The sequence below is a fragment of the Pedobacter rhodius genome (assembly GCF_027213645.1).
GTDB classification, from domain to species: Bacteria; Bacteroidota; Bacteroidia; order Sphingobacteriales; family Sphingobacteriaceae; genus Pedobacter; species Pedobacter rhodius.
The window spans coordinates 195913-219205 of record NZ_JAPWGL010000006.1 but is presented as its reverse complement, the minus strand read 5'-3'; the positions used below and the strand labels follow the sequence as shown (position 1 = coordinate 219205).

Annotated in this window: 19 protein-coding genes; 11 read left to right on the top strand and 8 right to left on the bottom strand. The window is 36.6% G+C overall.

Annotated elements, in window-relative coordinates; genetic code table 11:
* Nucleotides 1–49: 49 nt before the first annotated feature.
* The 3 genes from O0931_RS19210 to msrA all read right to left on the bottom strand — a co-directional run bounded on the left by O0931_RS19210 (nt 50) and on the right by msrA (nt 3376).
* Nucleotides 50–1033: a M28 family peptidase gene (locus O0931_RS19210; RefSeq protein ID WP_269417109.1), complete on the bottom strand. Its 984-nt coding sequence runs from the start codon at nt 1031–1033 to the stop codon at nt 50–52.
* Nucleotides 1034–1080: 47 nt separating this feature from the next.
* Nucleotides 1081–2541 (bottom strand): cysteine--tRNA ligase, encoded by a 1461-nt coding sequence (gene cysS, locus O0931_RS19205; RefSeq protein WP_269417108.1) that lies wholly within the window; start codon nt 2539–2541, stop codon nt 1081–1083.
* Nucleotides 2542–2779: 238 nt separating this feature from the next.
* Nucleotides 2780–3376: a peptide-methionine (S)-S-oxide reductase MsrA gene (gene msrA, locus O0931_RS19200; protein WP_269417107.1), complete on the bottom strand. Its 597-nt coding sequence runs from the start codon at nt 3374–3376 to the stop codon at nt 2780–2782.
* A gap of 276 nt (nt 3377–3652) precedes the next feature.
* Here msrA and O0931_RS19195 point away from each other — a divergent pair, with 276 nt between their 5' ends.
* From O0931_RS19195 to O0931_RS19175, 5 genes are all read left to right on the top strand, one after another.
* Complete coding sequence (locus O0931_RS19195; protein ID WP_269417106.1) at nt 3653–4615, top strand: isopenicillin N synthase family dioxygenase; 963 nt, start codon at nt 3653–3655, stop codon at nt 4613–4615.
* Between the two features lie 161 nt (nt 4616–4776).
* A complete protein-coding gene (locus O0931_RS19190; RefSeq protein WP_269417105.1) occupies nt 4777–5373 on the top strand; it encodes a Crp/Fnr family transcriptional regulator in 597 nt (198 codons plus the stop codon).
* 66 nt (nt 5374–5439) lie between these two features.
* The gene (locus O0931_RS19185) at nt 5440–6951 is read left to right on the top strand and encodes a hypothetical protein (RefSeq protein ID WP_269417104.1); all 1512 of its coding nucleotides are present in this window, start codon (nt 5440–5442) and stop codon (nt 6949–6951) included.
* Nucleotides 6952–6963: 12 nt separating this feature from the next.
* On the top strand, nt 6964–7443 hold the full coding sequence (locus O0931_RS19180; RefSeq protein ID WP_269417103.1) for a hypothetical protein: 480 nt from the start codon (nt 6964–6966) through the stop codon (nt 7441–7443).
* 675 nt (nt 7444–8118) lie between these two features.
* Nucleotides 8119–8721, top strand: coding sequence for a hypothetical protein (locus O0931_RS19175; protein WP_269417102.1), 603 nt, complete (start codon nt 8119–8121; stop codon nt 8719–8721).
* A 168-nt stretch (nt 8722–8889) separates the two neighbouring features.
* Here the strand turns inward: O0931_RS19175 and O0931_RS19170 are convergent, their stop codons facing one another.
* Together O0931_RS19170 and O0931_RS19165 are read right to left on the bottom strand one after the other, a co-directional pair.
* The gene (locus O0931_RS19170) at nt 8890–10707 is read right to left on the bottom strand and encodes a serine hydrolase domain-containing protein (RefSeq protein ID WP_269417101.1); all 1818 of its coding nucleotides are present in this window, start codon (nt 10705–10707) and stop codon (nt 8890–8892) included.
* The gene (locus O0931_RS19165; protein WP_269417100.1) at nt 10694–12325 is read right to left on the bottom strand and encodes an amidohydrolase; all 1632 of its coding nucleotides are present in this window, start codon (nt 12323–12325) and stop codon (nt 10694–10696) included. Before O0931_RS19165 ends, O0931_RS19170 begins: the two co-directional genes overlap by 14 nt.
* Before the next feature lie 471 nt (nt 12326–12796).
* Between O0931_RS19165 and mutL the strand changes: the two genes are divergently transcribed.
* From mutL to O0931_RS19135, 6 genes are all read left to right on the top strand, one after another.
* Nucleotides 12797–14632: a DNA mismatch repair endonuclease MutL gene (gene mutL, locus O0931_RS19160; protein ID WP_269417099.1), complete on the top strand. Its 1836-nt coding sequence runs from the start codon at nt 12797–12799 to the stop codon at nt 14630–14632.
* Between the two features lie 39 nt (nt 14633–14671).
* A complete protein-coding gene (locus O0931_RS19155) occupies nt 14672–15382 on the top strand; it encodes a rhomboid family intramembrane serine protease (RefSeq protein WP_269417098.1) in 711 nt (236 codons plus the stop codon).
* Entirely contained in the window at nt 15375–16229 is an 855-nt protein-coding gene (locus O0931_RS19150) for a rhomboid family intramembrane serine protease (protein WP_269417097.1), read from the top strand. Before O0931_RS19155 ends, O0931_RS19150 begins: the two co-directional genes overlap by 8 nt.
* Nucleotides 16230–17348: an endonuclease/exonuclease/phosphatase family protein gene (locus O0931_RS19145; protein WP_269417096.1), complete on the top strand. Its 1119-nt coding sequence runs from the start codon at nt 16230–16232 to the stop codon at nt 17346–17348. It begins immediately after the preceding gene.
* A gap of 116 nt (nt 17349–17464) precedes the next feature.
* The gene (locus O0931_RS19140; RefSeq protein ID WP_269417095.1) at nt 17465–18097 is read left to right on the top strand and encodes a nitroreductase family protein; all 633 of its coding nucleotides are present in this window, start codon (nt 17465–17467) and stop codon (nt 18095–18097) included.
* Nucleotides 18098–18247: 150 nt separating this feature from the next.
* Nucleotides 18248–20974, top strand: a complete 2727-nt coding sequence (locus O0931_RS19135) for an Ig-like domain-containing protein (RefSeq protein ID WP_269417094.1) — start codon at nt 18248–18250, stop codon at nt 20972–20974.
* 309 nt (nt 20975–21283) lie between these two features.
* Here the strand turns inward: O0931_RS19135 and O0931_RS19130 are convergent, their stop codons facing one another.
* From O0931_RS19130 to O0931_RS19120, 3 genes are all read right to left on the bottom strand, one after another.
* A complete protein-coding gene (locus tag O0931_RS19130) occupies nt 21284–21763 on the bottom strand; it encodes a hypothetical protein (RefSeq protein WP_269417093.1) in 480 nt (159 codons plus the stop codon).
* 29 nt (nt 21764–21792) lie between these two features.
* Complete coding sequence (locus tag O0931_RS19125) at nt 21793–22086, bottom strand: hypothetical protein (protein WP_269417092.1); 294 nt, start codon at nt 22084–22086, stop codon at nt 21793–21795.
* Between the two features lie 229 nt (nt 22087–22315).
* Nucleotides 22316–23275, bottom strand: a complete 960-nt coding sequence (locus tag O0931_RS19120) for a 2-hydroxyacid dehydrogenase (protein WP_269417091.1) — start codon at nt 23273–23275, stop codon at nt 22316–22318.
* Nucleotides 23276–23293: the final 18 nt, after the last annotated feature.

The window sequence follows — 23293 nt, the reverse complement described above, 5'->3', positions numbered from 1 at the left end:
AAAGTTTTCTTTTAGGTGCGCTTATAAAAGTAATTAACAATTGCACATTCTACTTTTCGCGATAAATGGTTTCGAGTACCGTTTGCCCGGTTGCTTTTAAGGTATTTCTGTCGATATTCGCCAAATTATCGAGCTGGGTGTGCCAGTTGATGTAAAAACCACTATTATCATTGTAGTGAATAATATCAATTGAAGGTATACCTGCTTTGTTCATCCAGAAATGATCGTCAACCAATCGGCCACTGGGAATGCTTACAAAATAGGATGAATAACCAATTTCGCTGCCAATATTCCAGATCTTATTAACGATCTCGGGCGCCGATTGTCGGGAGATTTCATCCTGGGTAAATTGTGCGTTACCACCGCCTACCATATCCAGGTTGATGCCATATATTGCTTTATAACCTGTTGCTGCGGCATTTTTTGCCCAATATTGAGAGCCTAAACACCAGGTTGTCTCATCCGGGGTTTCATCGTTCGCCTTGCCATAATCTTCCAAATCCCATAAAACGAAGTCGACCCCTACATCTGGTTGCTTTTGCTGAATCTGCCGTGCCATTTCTAAAATAACCGCTACCCCGCTTCCGGCATCGTTTGCCGCATCGAAAGCCTTTGTATGATTTGCAGGATCAGTATCCTGATCAGAAAACGGACGGGCATCCCAATGGGCAGTAACTAAAATCCGGTTCTTTTTCCCGGGGTCAAAACTCGCCAGAATATTTTTCAGCTGGAAGCTTTTACCATCGTAAGTTGTGGTTTTAGCACCCTGCATTTTTACATCAGCACCGAACGATTTCAGCTTTGCAACCAAATAATCAGCACATTTTTGATGTGCGACGGAACCGGGAACCCTCGGCCCAAAATCTACCTGGGCTTTGGTATAAGCAAAAGCACTATCTGCATTAAATTCCGGTGAAACTAACTTAATTTCGGGAGTAGTATTTCCCGTTTCATCAGGAGATTTTTTATCATTCCTACATGCCTGAAAACTGATTAAAGCAATTATAGGCAGTATTAAAAGTTTTTTATTCATTTTTTTTCTAAGCTAAAAGCGGAAAGACTAAAGCTCAAAGCTTAGCCTTAAGCCTTGCTCCATGTTGTGCCTTCTTTGCTGTCTTTAAGTTGAATGCCTAATTCCTGCAAGCCAATTCTAATTTTATCTGATGTGGCATAATCTTTATTTTCCTTAGCTTCCTTGCGTAAACCGATAACCATTTCCAAAACGCTGTTTAATTCCAAATTGCCTGATTCTTCATCTTTCAGGCCCAAAATATCGAAAACAAAATCCCGGATCAAAGCTTTTAATTTCTCTAATTCAATTGCCGAAATTTTGCCTTTACCATCATAAACGGTATTGATAATCCGAACCGCTTCGAACAATTCGGCGATTAAAACGGGACTGTTAAAATCATCATTCATGGCATTGATGCAGTTCACTTTTAATACATCGATATCGAATTCATTTTGCTCGGAAACAGTTAATTTATCCAACAGATTTACCGCGGCCATTAAACGCCTGAAACCTTTTTCTGACGCATCAAGGGCTTCATTAGAAAAATCTAAGGTGCTGCGGTAATGCGCCTGCATCATAAAGAACTTAACCGTCATCGGGCTATAACCTTTTTTCAGTAAAGGGTGATCGCCTGTAAACAGTTGCAAAGGAAGAAACCCATTGCCTGCCGATTTCGACATACGTGTTCCGTTAACGGTAAGCATATTGGTATGCATCCAGAAACGGGCCGGCTGGTGATGACTGCAAGCTTCTGATTGTGCAATTTCGTTGGTATGATGTGTTGCCGCTAAATCCATTCCGCCACCGTGAATATCAAATTCAGCGCCCAGGTATTTAGCGCTCATTGCTGAACATTCAATATGCCAGCCCGGGAAACCCATTCCCCATGGCGATTGCCACTGCATTAAAGTTTCCGGCTTGGCTTTTATCCAAAGTGCAAAATCCAATCGACCACGTTTTTCATCCTGTCCACCCAATTCGCGGGTGTTGTTCAGCATATCTTCCAGGTTGCGGTTGGTTAAAATTGTATAGTTATATTCTTTGCTGTACTTTTCTACATCAAAATAAACATTACCGCCAATTTCATAGGCATAACCATTTTCGATGATTACTTTAATCATCTCAATCTGCTCAATAATATGGCCGGTAGCGGTTGGCTCGATGCTTGGCGGCAAGGTGTTAAACATGCGCATTACATCGTGAAAACCGAGCGTATACTTCTGCACAATTTCCATTGGTTCCAGCTGCTCTAATTTCGCACGTTTTGCAAATTTATCGTCGCCTTCGTCTCTATCCCCCTCCAGGTGACCTGCATCGGTTATGTTGCGCACATACCGCACTTTATAGCCCGAATATTTCAGGTATCTGAAAATTAAATCGAACGACATAAACGTGCGGCAATTGCCCAGGTGTACATCGCTGTAAACGGTTGGTCCGCAAACATACATCCCAACATTGGGTGCATTTAAGGGTTGAAAATGTTCTTTTTTACGAGAAAGCGTATTGTAAAGCTGTAAGCCGGTATTCATATTGCAAATGTAATATTTACCAGCGGAAAGTTTGGGAAATGGTTAATTGTTTAATTGCACAAACTGCTTAATTGACAATTCACAAATTAAAAGAACCTCTCCCCTTCATCCCCCCTCCTTGAAGAGAGGGGGCTGGATGCAAATATCTAACGCAAGTCAGTAAATTAAATGAGTTTGATAAAGTTACGAACTCTAACATGCAAATTGCCTATCAGACTTGGTAACTTTAAATCAAAAACTACTTAAGCTTCGCTTTAAATACTTTTTCCAGTTTTTCCAGTTTTGGTAAAATTACCAGGCGGCAATAAGGTGCATCCGCATTGTTTTTGTAGTAATTCTGATGATAGCTTTCTGCAACGTAAAAAGGTTTTGCCGCTTCGATAGCCGTTACTACTTTTTTACCATAAGCATTTGTAGCATTTAACTCGGCTTTATATTTCTCTGCCAGTTCTTTCTGATCTTGTGTATGGTAAAAAATCACGGAACGGTATTGTGTGCCGCTATCTGCACCCTGACGGTTCAATGTTGTCGGGTCATGGCTTTTCCAGAAAACCTCCAGCAAATCTTTATAGGTAATTTGTATTGGGTTATAGGTAATTTCCAAAACTTCAGCATGACCGGTAAAACCTGTACAAACTTCTTCATAAGTTGGATTGGCAACTTTGCCCCCTTCATAACCCGATTTTACAGAAACCACACCTTTAAGTTTCTGGAATATAGCCTCTGTACACCAGAAACAACCCATACCAAAGGTTGCCTTTTCAGTTTTCTTTCCTTGCGCATAGGCCTGATTTAAAGCGAGTACCGACAATAAAATTAAAATTATTTTTTTCATGTTGTGTGTTTATAATTTTTCACCATTGAAACCAAATATTCTATATTTTTTGTGTTTCTGAGGCTAATTTCTAAATATATTACGAAATACGCTTACCTAAAGTTTCTATCCGTTTAATAATGGATTTGGCATGACAATCGCAATATATTGTGAATTTTATATTAATGTTAATAAGTTAAAGTGTTGATTTTTAAAATTTTAATCGGTTAATTCCCTCCACCTAAACACTTATTAACATTTCTTTTTTAAATTCGTATAACATTAAAATATAAAATTATGTCTACACCTTATATTCCGTGTTTAGATTTAGGTTCTTACATCAATGGAACTGAAGAAGAACGCAAAAAGTTTTCTGATGAGCTTGGAAGAGCTTTTAACGATTCGGGTTTTGTAACCATTACCAACCATGGTTTAAGTCAGGAATTAATCGATAAGCTTTATGAAAACATTAAAGCGGCTTTCGCTTTACCTGTAGAAATTAAAAGGAAATATGAAAAACCCGAATTGGCAGGTCAGCGGGGCTATACAAGCGCGGGTAAAGAAACTGCCAAAGGCGCTAAAACACCCGATTTAAAAGAATTCTGGCAAATCGGGCAGGAAGTTACCGATGGCGACCCGGTTAAAAATGAATATCCGGACAATGAGGTTTTAGAAGAATTACCTGATTTTAATAAGGTTACCGGCGATATATATAAAAAACTGGAAGAAAACGGTACACATCTTTTACGTGCCATTGCGACTTATTTAGAATTACCGATTGATTATTTTGACAAACACGTTCACAATGGAAATTCGATTTTAAGGGGTATTCACTACTTCCCTATCGAAAATCCGGAAACCATTCCCGATGATGCCGTACGTGCAGGTGCGCATGAGGATATAAACCTTATAACTTTATTAATTGGTGCAAGTGCAGATGGATTGGAGGTGTTAACCCGCAGTAACGAATGGTTGCCGATTAAAGCACACCATACAGATATCGTCGTAAATGTTGGCGACATGCTGCAACGCTTAACTAACAACAAGTTAAAATCGACTACGCACAGGGTGGTTAACCCGCCTCGCGAATTGATGAAAACTTCACGTTTCTCGGTACCTTTCTTTTTACACCCGCGCAGCGACATGGATTTGACGAGTTTACCCTCAACTATTGATGCCGAACATCCGAAAGTATACAGCGATATGACGGCCGGCGAATACCTTGATGAAAGATTACGGGAAATCGGGTTGAAAAAATAAGTTTTAGCCGGAAGTAAGGGGTCGGAAGTCAGAAGTCTAATAACAGATAAAATCTAATAAATAATAAAAGCACCGACTGAAAACCGGTGCTTTTTATTTGTCAAAGATTATATTTGTTTATGCATCCACTTTAACTAATACATTCCGCTGAAAATTTATCTATGTTAACAAGCTCCTTTTCCAATCAAGACTATCTAAGTCTGTTTAGCCTTTTCAATTCAATTTATCCGCTCAGCGAAGAATTGAAAGCTGCCATTATAAAAAATAGTGAGGTAATTGAAGCGCATAAAAAAGTGAAACTTTTAAGTGTGGGCGAGCGAAGCAATACCATCTATTTTATCGTAAAGGGCGCTGCCAGAATTTATTATCTCAACAAAGAAGGCAAGGAAACCAATACCTGGTTTTTATTCGAAAATGAACTGTTAATATCTGTTTATAGTTTTTATACCGGCAACCCAAGTTTCGAATATATTGAGACGCTAGAAGATTGTAAACTGATTGCAGTTAAACGTGATAAGTTAGATGAAATGTATTTAAAGTATATGGAATTTAATTTTTCAGGCAGAAAGCTCACTGAATTTTACCACATGCGAAACGAAATGCAGGCCAATGATTTACGGATGTATAGCGCAAAGGAACGTTACGAACATTTAATTGAGCGCAATCCGCAATTGTTCCAAAGGGTATCACTCGGCCATATCGCATCGTATTTAGGTATATCCCGAGAGACACTTAGCAGGATTAGAAAACAAAAATGATTTTTTGACTTTTGTCAAAAGTTAGACAATTTTTTCAAGGTAATTTCATGTATAAAATAAAACGCCATGAAGTTATCATCAAAATTAAATCCAATCTCATTTTTGTTATTTGCATTAACGCTATTTGCAATTGCCATATCAATCCAATCTTGCAAAAAAAATATTCCTGATGATTTAAACCATCCACCAAAGGTTTTATCTACTTCTGAACATAACTATCAAAAAAGGCTAAATGCGATAAAAGAATTATTTATTAAATTGAATTTACAAGATAAATTTAATCCAAAGTCAGAAAATAAAATTATATGGACTCCTGATTGGAATCATCCTTATTCCCAAATTGTTAATGACAGTGTATCTTATGTGTTTTATAGATTAATTGCTGAGATAACTATCAATAATAAAAGAATTGAAGCAAACCAATCGGGTTCAGCATCATATCTTGTTGTGAAAAACGAGCGAGAATTTTATCGCGGGTTTTACTATCAATCCTCATTAAAAGACTCATCAAATTTAGGTAATAAAATTTCAATAAAACATTTCACAGGAAATCTTATATTGTCAAATCTATTAAACAACCGATCATTTCTTATTCGTTATAAAGAGGGTAAAGCGATAGATAATTTCAATAAAGAACAAAAAATAGCCAGCCTAAAATTAATGGGAAATAAACCTTCAATATCTTATTGGAGTGTGCAATGCCATACAGAAATTAGATTTTGTATATTCGGTTCTGATGGTTATAGCTATTGTGGCGGGGGAGTCGATCTTATATTTAGCGAAAATTGTCAATGGCCTACGCCTCACTGCGGCGTAAGTTATTCACTATTAGACTACAGCGATGTTCAGATTTGTGAAGATATCTGGTTTCCTGATCCGCCAGAGCCTATTGATACAGGTGGCGGAGATTCAGGAGGTGATGGTGGTAGTGCAGGTTCAAATACAATTCCGTCAGATCCATATTTACCTGGGCAAGATCATGAAGCGATAAATCCAAAGGATTATACTAAGTGTTTTGCTAATATACCTGATGCCGGAGCAACCTATAAAGTTATTGTTCAAGTTTTAGAACCAGTTCCAGGAACCTCACTTAATTATGGATTTGTAAATGGAGTCGGCCATACAGCAATAACTCTTATTAAACAAGGAAGTAATGGAATTAGGGTAACCCAAACTGTAGGCTTTTATCCAACGACCAATCCATTTCATAGTCCATCCAAAATAGTCAATAATTCGAATCAAACAGACTACACAATCAGAATGATATTTGACATGGGAAGTAACGCAACAGATTTTAATAAAATTTTAAACGGTATAGAAAATCCTCCTTCAGATTATGATTTGTTGGAAATGAACTGTACTGTCTTTGTAGTCGGGATATGCTCTTCAGGCGGAATTTCTTTACCAAATGCCTTAACGACAGTTGGGGTTGCTGGAGCAGGCGGAATAACAACATCAATGACTCCGGGAGGCTTGGGATACGGCATGAGAAATGCTCATTCCCAAGGAGATAATAGAGTTTCTTCTGGCCCAACTTCTACAGGCAACAACCCTGTAAGTAATGGACCTTGCAATTAATTAAAATAAAAAATGGAACAAGATATCGAAACGCAATTGAAACAATTTAGAAAACCCTTGTTTATTATTAATGGAATCTGTTTAATTATGGGTATTTGGTTTACGTACAAACATTACTTTAAAAATGACGGTAAGGGAATTGATGAGGTATTCTATTTGCTTTCAATTTTCACTTTACATAGTTTTTTTGGATTAATAACACTTATGAAAGTTAACGATACAAAAACTTGTAAAAATTGGTTAATCGTAACAACTATTTTTATTTTATTATCTGCTCTTTTTGTTGAAATAGAACTTATGAAATGGGTATCTTTTATGATGATAATTCCATTTTCAACTTACTTATTGCCGCTATTTTTAAAAAACCAAAAGACAATAATTAATCTCTTGAAGGCATCGTTTATTTTCGCCATCATCACTTCAATATTGCCAATTTTTGCATTTATAATGTCAGTTATATCATTAATAATTGGATTGTTAAATCCAGCTTAAGAAAGGCATTTTTTAATTATTGGAAATAAGACTGGCGAAAAATGCTCAGCCTTATTTTTTGACTTGACTGTTTTATTTGTAAAAATTTAAAAGAGGAAAAAGAATTAATTTCTACTTATTAATCAATTATGAATAAATAACTATTGAAAAGCCAGCGAATTGCCAGCTTTTTGTTTTAACTTCTGTCAAAAACTTGATGATTTTAAAGTTGTAAGTTTATATTAACTAAAATAAAAAAACAAGTTAACATGATGTTTAAATTTAATTATTATCGAAGTACTCAATTTATTTTAATACTACTTCTAATTGCCACAACTTACATAGGAATACCTATAAATGGTGGAGAAAAAGGTTGGATTTATGTAAATGGTTTATTGCAATATTTTTACGCTAAGCAGTTTAGAATATTTCATAATATGCCATCAATTTTATATTCATTTTTCACTTTCTCAGTTTTATTAATAAATGTATTATTATATATTACACCTATATTTATTTTCACCAAATACAATAAAATAGGATCAATCTACATCCCCGCAATATTTTTATTATTAACACTTGCTTATTTTCCACTAATGATAATCCTTCTTATTCCTTATATTTTAATTTGGTTAGCCTTATTTATTTACTCAAAGTATACTGTGGATAAAAGCAAATAGTTTTTACCTTAACTCAATGAAAAAAATCTATTTAATCAATCTCTTCCTGTTCGTAAGTTTCGCTTCAGCATTTGCCCAAAGCCAAAACATTAAAGATTTATATTGGGATTATACGCTGATAAGAATGGCGCAAAACGATAAGGCAAAGGCCATCGCGGTTACCTCAGAAGTTCTGAAGCGTTCTTCAGAATTAAAGGCAAAACAAATTGCCAATGCAACTTATCATTTAGGCCGGCTTTATGAGGAAACTAACCAGATGAACCTGGCTGTTCCTTATTACGAAAAAAGCATTCAATTAACGCCTGGTTATTATGTGCCATACCTTGCTTTAGGAAATTATTATTTTAAAGATTGCCAGGAAATGGTAAAAAAAATGAATGCTGCTGCAGATGCAAAAAATGTCGTAATATATGGTAAACTTGTTGAAGATTATAAGAAGCTTTCTGCAAAAACAGCTGCCTATTTAGAAAAATCTTATGCCTGCGATCCGGATGAATCGACTAAAGGTATTATACTTTATCTCTATCAGTCTTCCAAAAATACCGAGGCGCTTAAAACCTTTGACATAAGGGTAAAAAAGCTTTCTGAAGGCTGTATAACGTTGTTGGATGATGAGTAAACCTCCAAAAGTCGTCATTTCGACCGCAGCGGAGAAATCCCAAAGCTTTAGTGATAAAACCCATAGTAGTAAGATTGCTTCGTTCCTCGCAATGACGAAAGAATAAAACAAGTTTAAAAGATCTCTCCATTTCGCTGCGCTCCAGTCGAGAGGACGACACTATTTTATTTACTTCCTCGATTCATCTATTGCCTTATTCACCACATCCTGAATCCTTCCCCTGATTTTTAGGTTTGATAATTTATCGGTTACCGTAGGATTGACACGGTTTGACAGAAAAACGTAAACCAGTCCGCGGGATGGATCAACCCAGATACAGGTTCCGGTATAACCCGTGTGTCCGTAGGTTTGCGGCGACGCTAAGTCAGATGGATAATGTTTTGTGGTATCCGGATCCCAGCGGTCGAAACCCAAGCCCCGGCGACTAACCGCTGATTGTTTTGAAGTAAACATATCAACTGTTGCGGCTTTAAAGTATTCTTCACCTCCGTAGGTGCCACGGTTTAACAACATCTGGTAAATTATGGCCAAATCATTTGCGCTGGCGAACAAACCTGCATGGCCTGAAACGCCTCCTGCCAATGCTGCCCCCTGATCGTGCACATAACCAACTAATAAGGTTTTCCTGAAATATTTGTCATCTTCTGTAGGGATAATCTGATCAGCTTTGAAGCGATTTCGCGGTAAAAACCCTGCTGTTTGCATGCCCAAAGGTTTGTAGAAATTCTCGTACGCATATTGATTCAGCGGCTCTTCACTAATGTGTTCCACGATATCTTTCATCACATACATACTGATGTCGCTATATACGTATTGTCCGCGGGTTTTTATCGGCGAATTTAACATTTTAGGCCACATAAAATCTTTGAAAAAATCTTTTTTGATGTAGTAATTATCTGCAACTTTTGTAGGGAAAGCTGCGGAAGAATCCCGGCTGTAATCACCTGTTTTAACATAATCGTGAAAAGGAATATAAGGGATAAAGCCGGCCTGATGCAACATTACCTCGCGAACCTGAATGTTATTCATCGGTGTCGTTCTGGCCTTAGGAATATAAGCACCAATATTTGTATCTAACTTCAATTTGCTTTCTTCGAAAAGACGCATAACGGAGGGTGTTGTTGCCGTAACTTTTGTAACAGAGGCCAAATCGAAAATATCTGTTACTTTATCCGGCAGATTCGAATCGTAAGTATGCTTGCCGTAGGCTTTGTTAAAAATTACTTTACCATCTTTTGCGACCAAAACCACCATTCCCGGTGCAGCCCGCTGGCTGATGGCCTCGGCAGCAATGGCATCAATCTCTTTCAAACTATTCGAATTTAAACCAGCATCTTCAGGCACGGTATATTTTAACCTGGTAGCAATAGTAGTGTAACCCGATCCCAGCTTATATTTAGCGGAAAAAGCAGAAGTAAGTTTATTTGTTGCCGCTATTCCACCAAAAATATACTGCGGAACAATTGCAGCGGCATCAATAGAATTTTGTGCGGTATAAATAATCGGTGATTTTAGACCATCAAAAGATTTTAAACCTGTTCCATTTCCAAAATAAGAAATGATTACAGATTTACTCTTGCTGATGCTGCTGATAAAGTTAATATATTTTGCCTTCGTAATATGCTCATCATCAATTGAAACCAGAATGGTATTAAAATATTTCAGGTCATCTTCCAAATCGTTTAAATTTAAGCTGTCTTTATAAGAATCGGCAGAGAAGGAAGTTATCTTATCATATTTGTTGGCCAGGCTGTCAAAAACAGAACTATACGCAAAACTTAAACTTACCGAAGCAATGTTCTTTTTATCGAGCGATTTTAAGGGAATAACGGTATCCTGGTTATTTAATAAAACTGTTGACTTTGATATGGCATTGGCAATAGCAAGTTTCTTCTCATTTGAGGCATGTTCTTGCGCACAAGCCATCATACATAAAATATTAAAGAAACTTGCTACCGTAATGACAATTAATCTATTTCGCTTCATATACTTTTTCTCCGTTCAAATAGGTTTTTAAAACTTTGGTTTTTAACAGGTGCTGCGGGGTTGATTTTAAAATATCATTATTGAGCATTACAAAATCAGCAAGTTTACCAATTTCTAAACTGCCTTTCTCTTTTTCTTCAAAATTCGCTTTCGCCCCCCAAATGGTCATTCCTTTTATGGCTTCTTCGGGTGTTAAAGCATTTTCCATCTGGAAACCTCCTTTCGGGAAGCCTTTAGCATCTTCGCGTACCGTTGCTGCATAAAACGTTAATAACGGATTAATGTTTTCAACAGGAAAATCAGTACCCAACGGAATCCAGCCATTCTGTTTAAGTAATTGCTTATAAGCATAAGCATCTTTTAATCGCTGAGCACCTAATCTTTGTCCGGCCCAGTACATATCGGATGTAGCATGCGTTGGTTGCACCGAAGGAATAATACTTGCTTTACCGAATAAATCAAAATCGTTCGAATTAACTACCTGAGCATGTTCAATTCGCCACCGTTTATCGTTTTTACCTTTTAAAACTTTGTTATAAATATTGAGCATAACCCGGTTTGCAGAATCGCCGATGGCATGTGTACACATTTGAAAATTATGCGCCTCAATTTTCGCAGCAACGTCTTCGTAATGTTTTACATCACTTAATAAAAATCCCGATTTCTCCGGCATATCGGTGTAAGGTTTTAATAAACATGCGCCACGGGAACCTAGAGCGCCATCTGCATACACTTTAAATGCCCGAACATTTAACCGGTCAGTTTTTATGGCACCGCGTTTAAACAGGTAATTATAATTTTGTTCAGCATCAGAAAGCATCACATATAAACGCATTTTGAGCTTATTTTCTTTTTGAAGTTTCTCAATAAAATCTACTGCTTCAAAGCCCAATCCGCAATCATCAATGGTTGTTAAACCAGCTGCAAAGCAATTTCTTTGTGCATCCGTTAAAATCTTTTCTGCAAGTTTTGCATCAGGTGAAGGGATTTTACTTTCAACCAACCCAACGGCATTATCAATTAATACTCCGGTAAGCTTACCGTTTTTTGTTAGCATATCGCCACCCGTTAGTTTTTGTTCAGCTTTAATCCCTGCATCATCAAATGCCTTTTGATTTGCAATTGCGGCGTGACCATCGATACGGTTTAGAAATACCGGACGGTTTGGAAAAAGTTCTGTCAGTTTTTCGTTAGTAGGAAATGCTTTATTAGCCCAATCGTTCTGGTCCCAGCCGTTTCCGATTAACCAGCCATCGGGATGTGTTTTAGCAAAATCTGTTAATCGTTGAATCACTTCTTCCCACGATTTTGTTTCGCGTAAATCGGCCGTTTGCAGGCTTTGTCCATAGCCAAAGAAATGCGCATGCGCATCTATAAAACCGGGATATACTGCTTTGCCTGCGGCATCAACTTCTTCAGCTGCACTATATTTATTTCTGATTTCATCGCTTTTACCAAGCGCAAGTATTTTACCATCTTTCACAGCAAAGGCTTCTACGATATCGAATTTTGAATTAACGGTATAAACTTTAGCGTTGTAAACGATTACATCGGCCTTTTCCTTTCCACAAGAAGAGAGAAAAATGGTTATAATTACTGCGTAGATAAATGATTTCATATCGATAAAGATAGAAAATTGTGTCAAAACCCCGAAGGTTTTAAAAACCTGTGAGGTTTACTTAAAATTTTTTACGACAATCAATTCACTCTACTGGTTGGTGTCTCACCAAGCAGCTAAGTCAGTTTTCGGTCGGTGAGACACCAACCGGTAGTTGAAAATTGTGTCAAAACCCCGAAGGTTTCAAAAACCTGTAAGGTTTATTTAAATTTTTTAACGACAATCAATTCACTCTATTGGTTGGTGTCTCACCAACCAGCTAAGTCAAGTTTCGGTCGGTGAGACACCAACCGATAGTTGAAAATTGTGTCAAAACTGCGAAGGTTTTAAAACCTGTAAGGTTTACTTAAAATTTTTAACGACAATCAATTTTATGTATTTATCCACAGTCATTTATCTGTTGAGTTTTAAACAAAACGTATTCCTTTAGCTTATTTTGCATAATTTAGCGAATTCACATTGCCTTCATACATGACTGATATTATTCACCTCTTACCTGACGCTGTTGCCAATCAAATTGCTGCCGGAGAAGTTGTTCAACGACCTGCTTCTGCAGTAAAAGAATTGCTCGAAAATTCTATTGATGCCGGTGCAAGTAAAATTCAATTGGTGATAAAAGATGCAGGCAAAGCATTAATTCAGCTGATTGATAATGGCTGCGGTATGAGTGTTACCGATGCCAGAATGTGTTTTGAGCGCCATGCAACATCGAAAGTTAAAAAGGCCGAAGATTTGTTTGCCATTCGTACAATGGGTTTTCGCGGTGAAGCCATGGCTTCGATAGCCGCAATTTCACAGGTAGAAATGAAAACCCGCAGGCATGAAGATGAAATAGGTACCTGCATAACCATTGAGGGGGCATTAGTTACTGCCCAGGAACCGGTAGCCACATCACCAGGGACACAAATAGCCATTAAGAATTTATTTTTTAATACGCCCGCGAGGCGAAATTTCTTAAAAAGCAATCCCGTTGAAATGCGCCACATTATTGATGAATTTACCCGTGTTGCATTGGCGCATCCAGGTGTGTTTTTTACGTTACATCATGATGGAACAGAAATCTTCAACCTTCCGAAAGGCAATTTAAAACAACGTATTGTCCATATCTTCGGCAACAACTATAATGAACGTTTGGTTCCTGTTGAGGAAGACACAACGATAATTAATCTTAAAGGATACATTGGCAAACCCGCTTTTGCAAAGAAAACCAGGGGTGAACAATTCTTTTTTGTAAATAACCGTTTCATTAAAGACCCATATTTAAACCATGCGGTAAGTTCGGCTTTTGATGATTTATTACCTGATGACAGTTATCCGCTTTACGTTTTATTTATTGAGATAGATCCGGCGAAAATTGATGTGAACGTTCATCCAACAAAGACCGAAATTAAATACCTGGATGAAAAATCTATTTACGCTATTTTAAAATCAGCCGTAAAACGTTCAATCGGAAGGTATAATATTTCACCAACTTTAGATTTCGATCAGGAAACCGGTTTCAGCAATATGATTTCGCCAAAAGCAGTAGAAGATATTGTGCCACCGAGTATAAATTTCAATCCTGATTTTAATCCCTTTGCTGCTGAACCCGGTTCAACATCCGGTTATTCATCATCACCAAGAAATTATGAGGCCAAACCAAGTGCAAAAAACTGGGGTTCGCTTTATGAAATCACCAAAGAGCCGGTTGTAGAACAAACATCGTTTTACGCCGATGAAACAGTTTTAGAAACCAGGCAAAAGCAATACATGCAATTGCATAACCGGTACATCGTTTCGCAGATTAAATCGGGCTTAATGGTTATTGATCAGCAAATGGCACACGAGCGCATCCTTTACGAACGTTTTCTTATTCACCTCGACGATAGAAAAGGCGCATCGCAACAAAGCTTGTTTCCGCAAACCATAACGCTTAATGCCAACGATTTTGAACTGGCCAAAAGTTTACTGGATGATATAAAAAGTTTAGGATTTGATGTTCGCGAATTTGGCAAAAACACTTTGGTTGTAGAAGGTATCCCGGTCGATTTAGGCAGTTCAAACATTAATGAAACACAATTGTTTGAACAGCTGATTGAAGGTTTTAAAAATACCCAGCAAGAGTTAAAATTAACCAAACGCGATAGCCTGGCCAGAAGCTTAGCAAAAAACAGTGCCATTAAAGCCGGTACTGCTTTAAGTCAGGAAGAAATGAACACCCTAATTGATGAACTTTTTGCCTGTAAAACACCTAACTTTAGCGTAAGCGGAAAACCGATTATTCAAACGATTACCTTAAGTGAGCTGGATAAGAAGTTTGAAAAATAAAATGAAACTGAAAGCTTAAAGCAAAAAAAAGTAAAATAAATGAATAGAATACATATTCCGCCAGTTGTTAAAAATTTACTAATTATAAACGTAATTTTTTTTATTGGCACATTGGTTTTCAGGCCAAACGGTGGCTATCCTTTTGTCGATTGGTTTGCTGTTTATTATTTCGATTCTCCTGATTTTAAAATATGGCAACCGATTACTTACATGTTTATGCACAGTCCGGTTGATTATTTTCACATTATTTTTAACATGTTTGCGCTATATAGTTTTGGTAGCTTGCTCGAAAGCCGATGGGGTGCAAAGAAGTTTATTATTTTTTATTTTGTAACAGGCCTTGGTGCTTTGGCCCTACAATGGGCTGTACAGGCTTATGAAGTTTATTCGGTTGTTGGCCATGTAACTTTCGATGTAACGCAGAATTTAGCTGCGCCGCAAGATAAAATTAAAATGATGGGCGAAATTTACTATGGACCAATGCTTGGTGCTTCAGGCGCAATTTTCGGCTTATTAGTGGCATTCGGCATGCTTTATCCAAATGCAGAATTACTGATTATGTTTATCCCGGTACCGGTAAAGGCTAAATATATTATTCCCATTTATATAATTATTGAACTAGTTTTAGGCGTTGGCAAGTTCGCCGGAGATTCAGTGGCCCATTATGCTCATTTAGGCGGCGCATTAATCGGCTTCATTTTAGTTAAAGTATGGAAAGATAAAGACACATTTTACACGTACTATGAATAACAATATTTTCAAGGATTTAGGTTTTAAGGTATTCCGTTCTGGTAATCCGATATTTTTTTACATCGGTTTAAATGTTATTTTATTTCTGATTCCTGCTATAATCGGCATTTTTGTGTTTTTAAGCGGCAGTTCAATAAGTTTTAATACCTGGCTATTTGAATACGTAGGCTTACCTGCGAGCATTTCGAAACTACCAGAGCGGTTTTATACATTTTTCACATACATGTTTTTTCATGCCGGTATATTGCACATTCTTTTCAATATGCTGGGGTTATATTGGTTTGGAAACATCTTTATGAATTTCCTGAAGGGCAGGCAATTTCATTTTGTATATCTCGCAGGAGGTATATTTGGGGGCTTATTTGCTGTAGCGTTTTTGAACCTATTCCCTGTTTTCTCCGGAGGACTTTTTAACGTTAATATTATTGGTGCATCTGCAGCTGTTATGGCAATTATTGTTGCCGCGGCAACGTTAGTACCTAACTACACCATCCTATTATTTTTATTTGGCGAGGTAAAGATAAAATGGATTGCAATAGTTTATTTCGTTCTTGATTTCTTAGCCATTGGCTCTACAAATGCCGGCGGCAGCTTAGCACACATCGGGGGTGCACTATTAGGTTTTGCTTATATAAAAATGCTGCAAAATGGAGCTGATTGGAGTAAGATTTTTCAAAAAAAGCCAAAATTAAGGGTTGTAAAAAATGAGCAGCCAATAAAAAAGCCTACTTTTAAAGGTGTTTCACAAAATGAAATTGATGAAATTTTAGATAAGATATCTAAATCAGGTTATGATAAATTAACAGCTACTGAAAAAGAAAAATTGTTTAAAGCCAGTAAAGATTAAATGCCTAAGTCAAAATCTAAATATACTTTTTCCGACAAAATATTTTTGCCTTTAACAATTGTTTCGGCGGTATGTCTATTGCTCGGAACCCTTGCCGGAAGTATCGATCCACGCAGTAATTTTTTATTTGCTTATTTCGCTCTGGCCTATCCTTACTCGCTTTTTGTAAGTATTTTATTTTTAATCTGGTGGGTTTTAAGAAAAAAATGGGTTTTTTCTATCCTGGTTTTGTTTGTTATTGCAATCGGTTATAAAACAATTCATGCTACGTTTGGCTTTGGGGGTGATGAAGGCGGCACAGAAAAGGCAGAGGGTTCCATCAGAATGATGACTTATAACGTGCACAGTTTTAAGTTATTTGGAGAAAACAACACAATTCCCGTAAAAGAAAAAATGCTTCAGGTTGTTAAAGATCAGAATCCTGATATTATCTGCTTTCAGGAATTTTACACCAGACGAAAAGGAAATTTTAATACCATAGACAGTTTAAAAAGACTTTTAAAAACCGATTATTATTATTTCCGCCCGGCTGGAAATAATGATTATGAGGCTTTTGGATTAGCGATTTTTTCAAAATATCCGATAAAAGAAAAAGGAGAAATCTTATTTGAAGCCTTTGGCGACAATATGAGTATTTATACCGATCTGGATGTCAGGGGAAAAACAGTCAGGATTTTTAATGTTCACTTTCAATCCATAAGTTTTCAGCCGCAGGATTATCAGTTTATTGATCAGTTAGTAAAAAAAACGAGGGGCAAATTATATGCCTCCAGAAGGATTTTAAGAATGCTTAAATATGCATTTGTTAAAAGAAGCGAGCAGGTTGATATTATGAAGAAAGAGATGGCCAAATGTAAAACCCCTTATTTGATTGCCGGCGATTTTAATGACACACCGGCTTCCTATACGGTAAATCAGGTTACAAAAGACCTCAATAATGCTTTCATTAAAAAAGGTTCGGGTTTTGGCAAAACCTACAATGGAAAATTTCCGAACTTCCAAATCGATTATATTGCAACCAGCAAGGATTTTGATATTCTAAATTATCAAATCACCAAAGCTAAATTATCCGATCATTTTCCTGTCAGAACAGATATAAAATTTACAGATAAAAAATAATATCCATTCCTCATTTCTTCCAAAGATACGGCGTGCTTTATTACCATACATCAACAAAGTCTATTAATACTATTCGCATATTTGTTTTATAAATTGAAAATAAAATATATAAAAATATGAGTTTATTAGAAGCTTTGAACTGGCGCTATGCCGTAAAAAAAATGAATGGTCAGCCTGTTGAACAAGAAAAGGTAGATAAAATTATAGCTGCAGCGCATTTGGCGCCAACGTCGTCTGGCTTACAGCCATTCAAGGTAATCGTGGTAACCAACCAGGAGCTGAAAGAAAAAATTGCACCCATTGCATTTAATCAGTCGCAGATTATAGATTCGTCTCACTTATTAATTTTTGCAGCATTTGAAGACTATACTGAAGAAGATATTGATGGATTTTTCAGCTATATGAATGCCGAACGCGGCTTACCGGATTCGGTGACAGATGCTTATAAAGCACAGTTAAAAGGAATGATTTTAGGAAGACCGGCCCAGGAAAACTTTAATCATGCTGCCCGCCAGGCTTATATTGGTTTTGGTATGGCGCTGGCAGAAGCGGCTTTATTAAAAGTTGATGCGACACCAATGGAAGGTTTTAACGCCCAAGCACTCGACGAACTTTTAGGTTTAGATAAACATGGCGTAAAAAGTGTTACCCTATTGCCATTAGGCTACCGGGATGAAGCTAACGACTGGCTGGTTAATCTGAAAAAAGTTCGCAGACCGTTAAATGAATTTCTGATTGAATATAAATAGAAAATTCTCATCCTAGAACACGTGTTAAAGCCGCTTTTGTACATAACAAAAGCGGCTTTAATATGTAAAAAAATGTTAAACCTAACCGCAAGCTATGTGCTCTCTTTATAATTGGATATATTTACAATCTTTGTAATTAATTTCCTGTTCATGAAGATTTTTAGAATTTTATTAATAATTATTTCTTTTTTATTCGCTGTAAACTTTTCTTCATCAGCCCAAACTGATACCGTAAGTATTAATACTATTATTTCAAAAACGAACAAGGTTTTAACCGACTACCCGACTGAGAAAATTCATATTCATTTTGATAAACCGTATTATGCCGTTGCCGATACCATATGGTTTAAGGCTTATGTTACAGAAAATCAAAATTTTCTCTCCGGAATCAGTAAAATTGTGTACGTTGATGTTATCAATCAACGCGATTCACTGATTGAAACCGTTAAATTACCTTTAACCGGCGGTTTAGCAGAAGGTAATATTCCATTATCTATGGAACGTTATAAACAGGGAAATTACCATTTCAGGGCTTATACAAACTGGATGCTGAATTCAAGTGACCCTGCTTTTTTTAATAAAACATTTTATATCGGTGAAGCAATTGATAAGGAATTAAAAACCCATATCAGTTATAAAAATCTATCGACAGATAAACAAGAAAAGATAGATGCCCGTGTTCAGTTTAAAGACATCAACAATAAGCCTTATGCAAATAAGAATGTAACCTGGCAGGTGGTTACCAGCTATACTTCTATCGCAAAAGGAAGAGGTACTACTGATGCGAATGGCTACTTAACCATCAGTATGACGGCTAATCAAAAAGCAGAATATCAATTACAAAAAGGCGAACTGATTACGAGTATTAATACAACGGATAAAGATGTTGTTAGCAGTACCTTCCAACTCAAAAATGCAATCGTTAATAAAGATTTTCAATTTTTTCCTGAAGGAGGAAATCTTATCGCCGGCTTATCTAACAAGGTTGCTTTCAAAGCAATAAAAAGCGATGGTCTTGGCATAAATGCTAAAGGTATCGTAACAGACAGCGAAGGAAAGCAGGTTGCAACTTTCACTGCGCAGCATTTAGGCATGGGCAGCTTTAGTTTTTTACCAGAAGCAGGCAAAATCTATAAAGCAACGGTTACTTATTCGGATGGCACAACCCAACATGTTAACTTACCAAATGTGCTAGCCTCCGGCATTAAGATCAGCGCCGACAATACAGATGCAGAAAACATCGCTTTAAAAATTGTTTCAAACGATAATTTTTTCCAGGCAAACCAGGGCAAAAAATTCTATCTGATTGCACAAAGCAAAGGCGTAATTTGCTATGGTGCAAAAACGACACTCTCAAATAAAGAATATGGAACAGCAATACCTAAAAGCAAGTTTCCATTAGGTATAACTCAGTTTACCTTAATGGCAGAAGACGGAAAACCTTTAAGCGAAAGGTTAATTTTTGTCCAAAATAAAAGTACATTGGCTTTGGCCCTAACCAGCCCGGTTGCAACGTATGGAGCAAAGAAAAAAGTTAAAATAAACCTTTCTGCCAAAAAAGATGATTTACCGGTTGAGGGTAATTTTTCCGTATCGGTTATTGATGAAACAAAAGTTCCGTTTAATGAAGACGGCGCGAGTACAATTTTAACAAGCCTCCTGTTAAATAGTGATGTTAAAGGCTATGTTGAAAAACCTAATTACTATTTTGGAACTCCCGATGCTAAAAAAGCTTCTGATTTGGATATACTTTTATTGACGCAAGGCTACCGTAGTTACGCTTACACTGATATTTTAGAAAATAAGCTTCCAAAAATCACTTTCCTTCCTGAACAAGGAATTGAGGTTTCGGGGATTTTAAGAATGTCAAATGGCATTCCTGTTCGTAAGGGTGCGTTACTTTTAACCATTCCCGATAAAAGGTTTAACCTGGAAGGTACAACCGATCCGGTAGGAAATTTTAAATTTTCAAACCTTAATTTAAACGATTCATCGAAGGTTACCATTACAGCCAAATATAACGTAAATTATAAAAACATGACTTTAAGCTTAAATGGAACGCCTGTACCCAGTATAAGCAGAAACTTTAGTGCAGCCGACGAAGTACTGAACATCGACAGCACTTTAACAACCTATCTGGATAACAGTAAAAAGCAATATTCTTATTTGCATACCTTAAAAGATGTTACCATTAAAGCGGCAGCTATACCTAAAGTAAGTCATAAAGATTACCCCGCATTAACAGGTTTATCTGCAATGGCCGACCATGAAATTACCGGCGATAGATTAACGGGCTGTAACCTGCTTATAAATTGTCTTCAAACCATGGCCACCGGAACAACCTTTATAGATAATATCTTCTACGTTACAAGGGATTATAATCAGGGAAATAAAACACCTATGGGTATTTTCATTAACGGAATGCTGATGGACGTAAATCAGTTAAACGCCATCGACCCTTCAACGGTAGAATCTGTCGAAATCTTCTTAAAAGATGAGCTTGGTTTGGTTAACAGGGCCAATAGTATTAACGGTGTAATTGTAATTAATCAAAAGAAAGCACCTAAAGGAACCAAAATTTCCAAAAGCCAGCTGATGGATATGTTGCCAAAAAATTATGAAGTTACTTTTTCCCCTCAGGGTTATAATAAAGAGCGTCAATTTTATGTACCTAAATACGATATACCTGCTAACCTGAACAGGAACGATTTAAGAACAACCATTTACTGGAATCCAAAAGTGGTTACTGATAAAACCGGACTTACCTCATTCGAATTTTTTAATGCTGATGGCAAAGGCCAGTATAAAGTAGTTGTTGAGGGTATAGACGGAAATGGGAATATCGGGCGATCAATTTTCAGGTACATTGTTAAATAACCATTGTTTAAGCCTAAAGAAGAATTTGTGTATTGCTTTGACAACGTTAAATATCGCATTAGAAAGCGCGTTGTCAAAGCTGGCGTCTTCACGCTAATGCACAATCTAACGCTCCAGTTTACAATAACGTTCTAAAAAAGTAATCATAGATGATTTGGTTTAGTAGAAAATTGCTTGTTTATTGAAGAAATTGTTGCTTTCTCATATATCCACAAAATAGATTAAAAGTGAAGTCTTTTTAAAACATCCTAGAAAGAATCCAGGCATCGGATCAGGAAGTCAGAAAATACACGTTTAAGCCAAGAGTTTTCAATCATCATTCGTTACAAACCAAAAACTTACAGGCTTACATAATATAACCCGCTTACTTTTGAATTTATTTACATTTGGAAACAGCCCGCTCCATTCACGCAATAAAGACTGTTGATTGCTAATATATTGATCATTTAGATTTAACCCCATTACAGGTATAACAACCACACAGTTTTTATAATGGCCAAAAAATGTTTGTTCAGCAATAACGGATTTTCTTATTTGATTGATATCCATAGCATTTCCCAATTCTACGTCTTCAGTTTTAGAAAAATAAATAGAGTCTATCTTTCCTAATTTATTAACAGAAACACTTATAGAAAATACGAATGCTTTTTTTATAAAAGGGTTGTTCATATAGGCTTCTTTGAAACCAATACCGAGTTTCAGATTTTGTTTTGATAAATCGACGATTTGCGCATAACAAATTTGAGTTATTGATAATAATAATAACCCGACTATTAATGTTTTCTTCATAATTATTTCAGTTTACACCAATTATACAATTAGTTACAATAGCTACCCAGTTTATCATATCTATCTTTGTCGCTATACTTCATTAATATCTCCCCTATCATTATTTTATTTTCATTACTAAGTAAATCGAAAAATGAGGTTTGTTTTAAACCACCCCATGATAATGCCCAGGCATCTGGGTCTGATAGAGTAGGAAATAAACTTTTGAGAGATGTCTTTATTTTATCAACAAAATTTTGCGCCATATACTCGTGTTGAGCGGGAACTAATATCTTTCCCTGTGAATCTTCAGGGAAAAGTTTCCTCAACTCTGCATGTACCATTTCATGATAAATTGTAGCTACAGCATATTGTTCCGATCGTACGCCGGCAACATCGGTATCCCTGCATAAAGCAGGAAAGCAATATTATGGGCTTACAAAGTGAACTTCTCTTTTGTTAATTTAGATTAAAAGTTAATGATTATTTGAGAGATGAAGTAAACGAATATACAAATAAAATTTAAGCCAAAATTGACATGGTACTTACTTTAATAAGGAAATATACTACGGTTCAAAATACCTGATGTGGTAACTTTTCGCCCTTTAAACCTGCAATAATATTTCTGGCGACTAAATTTGCCATTGCGCTTCGGGTTTCTGCTGTTGCAGAACCAATATGGGGTAAAACAGCTACACTTTCCATATTTAGCAGTGGGTTATCAGCATTCATTGGTTCAGGATTGGTAACATCTAAACCAGCACCCCAGATTAACTTTTCATTTAAGGCGGTAATTAAATCACTTTCGTTATGAATTCCGCCTCTGGCTGTATTTATAAAAATGGATTGGGGTTTCATTTTTTCAAAAACTGACAGGTTAAATTTACCTTTGGTTTCCGGTGTTAATGCGGTATGAACAGACAGTACATCACTTTGTTCGAGCAACTCTTCAAAAGAAACATATTTTGCACCAATTTCATTTTCTGCTGCTTCGTTTTTATGCCTGTTATGGTAAATTACCCGCATCCCGTAGGCCCCAATACATTTTTTCGCCATTTCAAGTCCGATTTTCCCCATACCAAAAACACCTAAGGTTTTGCCGTTCAGTTCGATACCGAGTTCTGGTGTGGGTTCATAGTTTTCCCACTGTCCTTTAATTATTTTCTTATGCAAATAGAAAGCCTTTCTGGATACGGCAAGCATTAATAAAAAAGCCGTATCGGCGGTAGCACCGCTTAAAACGCCCGGGGTATTTCCTATCGGGATATTTAACTGCTTTGCTATCTTAATATCTACATTATCAAAGCCAACAGAATGCAGGGCAACGACCTTTAAATGCTTGCAGGCATTGAGAAAATCTGCATCAATTTTATTTGGGCCAACACTTACCAAGGCATCAAAACCCTGGCACACCTCAATTAACTCGCCCCTATTGATTTGCCTGTTTTCTTTCCATTGGGTGATAGCTATATTATTTTCTTTTAATAATTCAATTCCACTTTCGGCTATATTGCCAGTTATAAAAACTTTCATACCAATATTAACAGCGAA

Excerpts from the sequence above, each read along its gene's own strand:
- O0931_RS19210 (WP_269417109.1), bottom strand. The coding sequence starts at position 1,033 with ATGAATAAAAAACTTTTAATACTGCCTATAATTGCTTTAATCAGTTTT.
- cysS (WP_269417108.1), bottom strand. The coding sequence starts at position 2,541 with ATGAATACCGGCTTACAGCTTTACAATACGCTTTCTCGTAAAAAAGAA.
- msrA (WP_269417107.1), bottom strand. The coding sequence starts at position 3,376 with ATGAAAAAAATAATTTTAATTTTATTGTCGGTACTCGCTTTAAATCAG.
- O0931_RS19195 (WP_269417106.1), top strand. The coding sequence starts at position 3,653 with ATGTCTACACCTTATATTCCGTGTTTAGATTTAGGTTCTTACATCAAT.
- O0931_RS19190 (WP_269417105.1), top strand. The coding sequence starts at position 4,777 with ATGTTAACAAGCTCCTTTTCCAATCAAGACTATCTAAGTCTGTTTAGC.
- O0931_RS19185 (WP_269417104.1), top strand. The coding sequence starts at position 5,440 with ATGAAGTTATCATCAAAATTAAATCCAATCTCATTTTTGTTATTTGCA.
- O0931_RS19180 (WP_269417103.1), top strand. The coding sequence starts at position 6,964 with ATGGAACAAGATATCGAAACGCAATTGAAACAATTTAGAAAACCCTTG.
- O0931_RS19175 (WP_269417102.1), top strand. The coding sequence starts at position 8,119 with ATGAAAAAAATCTATTTAATCAATCTCTTCCTGTTCGTAAGTTTCGCT.
- O0931_RS19170 (WP_269417101.1), bottom strand. The coding sequence starts at position 10,707 with ATGAAGCGAAATAGATTAATTGTCATTACGGTAGCAAGTTTCTTTAAT.
- O0931_RS19165 (WP_269417100.1), bottom strand. The coding sequence starts at position 12,325 with ATGAAATCATTTATCTACGCAGTAATTATAACCATTTTTCTCTCTTCT.
- mutL (WP_269417099.1), top strand. The coding sequence starts at position 12,797 with ATGACTGATATTATTCACCTCTTACCTGACGCTGTTGCCAATCAAATT.
- O0931_RS19155 (WP_269417098.1), top strand. The coding sequence starts at position 14,672 with ATGAATAGAATACATATTCCGCCAGTTGTTAAAAATTTACTAATTATA.
- O0931_RS19150 (WP_269417097.1), top strand. The coding sequence starts at position 15,375 with ATGAATAACAATATTTTCAAGGATTTAGGTTTTAAGGTATTCCGTTCT.
- O0931_RS19145 (WP_269417096.1), top strand. The coding sequence starts at position 16,230 with ATGCCTAAGTCAAAATCTAAATATACTTTTTCCGACAAAATATTTTTG.
- O0931_RS19140 (WP_269417095.1), top strand. The coding sequence starts at position 17,465 with ATGAGTTTATTAGAAGCTTTGAACTGGCGCTATGCCGTAAAAAAAATG.
- O0931_RS19135 (WP_269417094.1), top strand. The coding sequence starts at position 18,248 with ATGAAGATTTTTAGAATTTTATTAATAATTATTTCTTTTTTATTCGCT.
- O0931_RS19130 (WP_269417093.1), bottom strand. The coding sequence starts at position 21,763 with ATGAAGAAAACATTAATAGTCGGGTTATTATTATTATCAATAACTCAA.
- O0931_RS19125 (WP_269417092.1), bottom strand. The coding sequence starts at position 22,086 with ATGGTACATGCAGAGTTGAGGAAACTTTTCCCTGAAGATTCACAGGGA.
- O0931_RS19120 (WP_269417091.1), bottom strand. The coding sequence starts at position 23,275 with ATGAAAGTTTTTATAACTGGCAATATAGCCGAAAGTGGAATTGAATTA.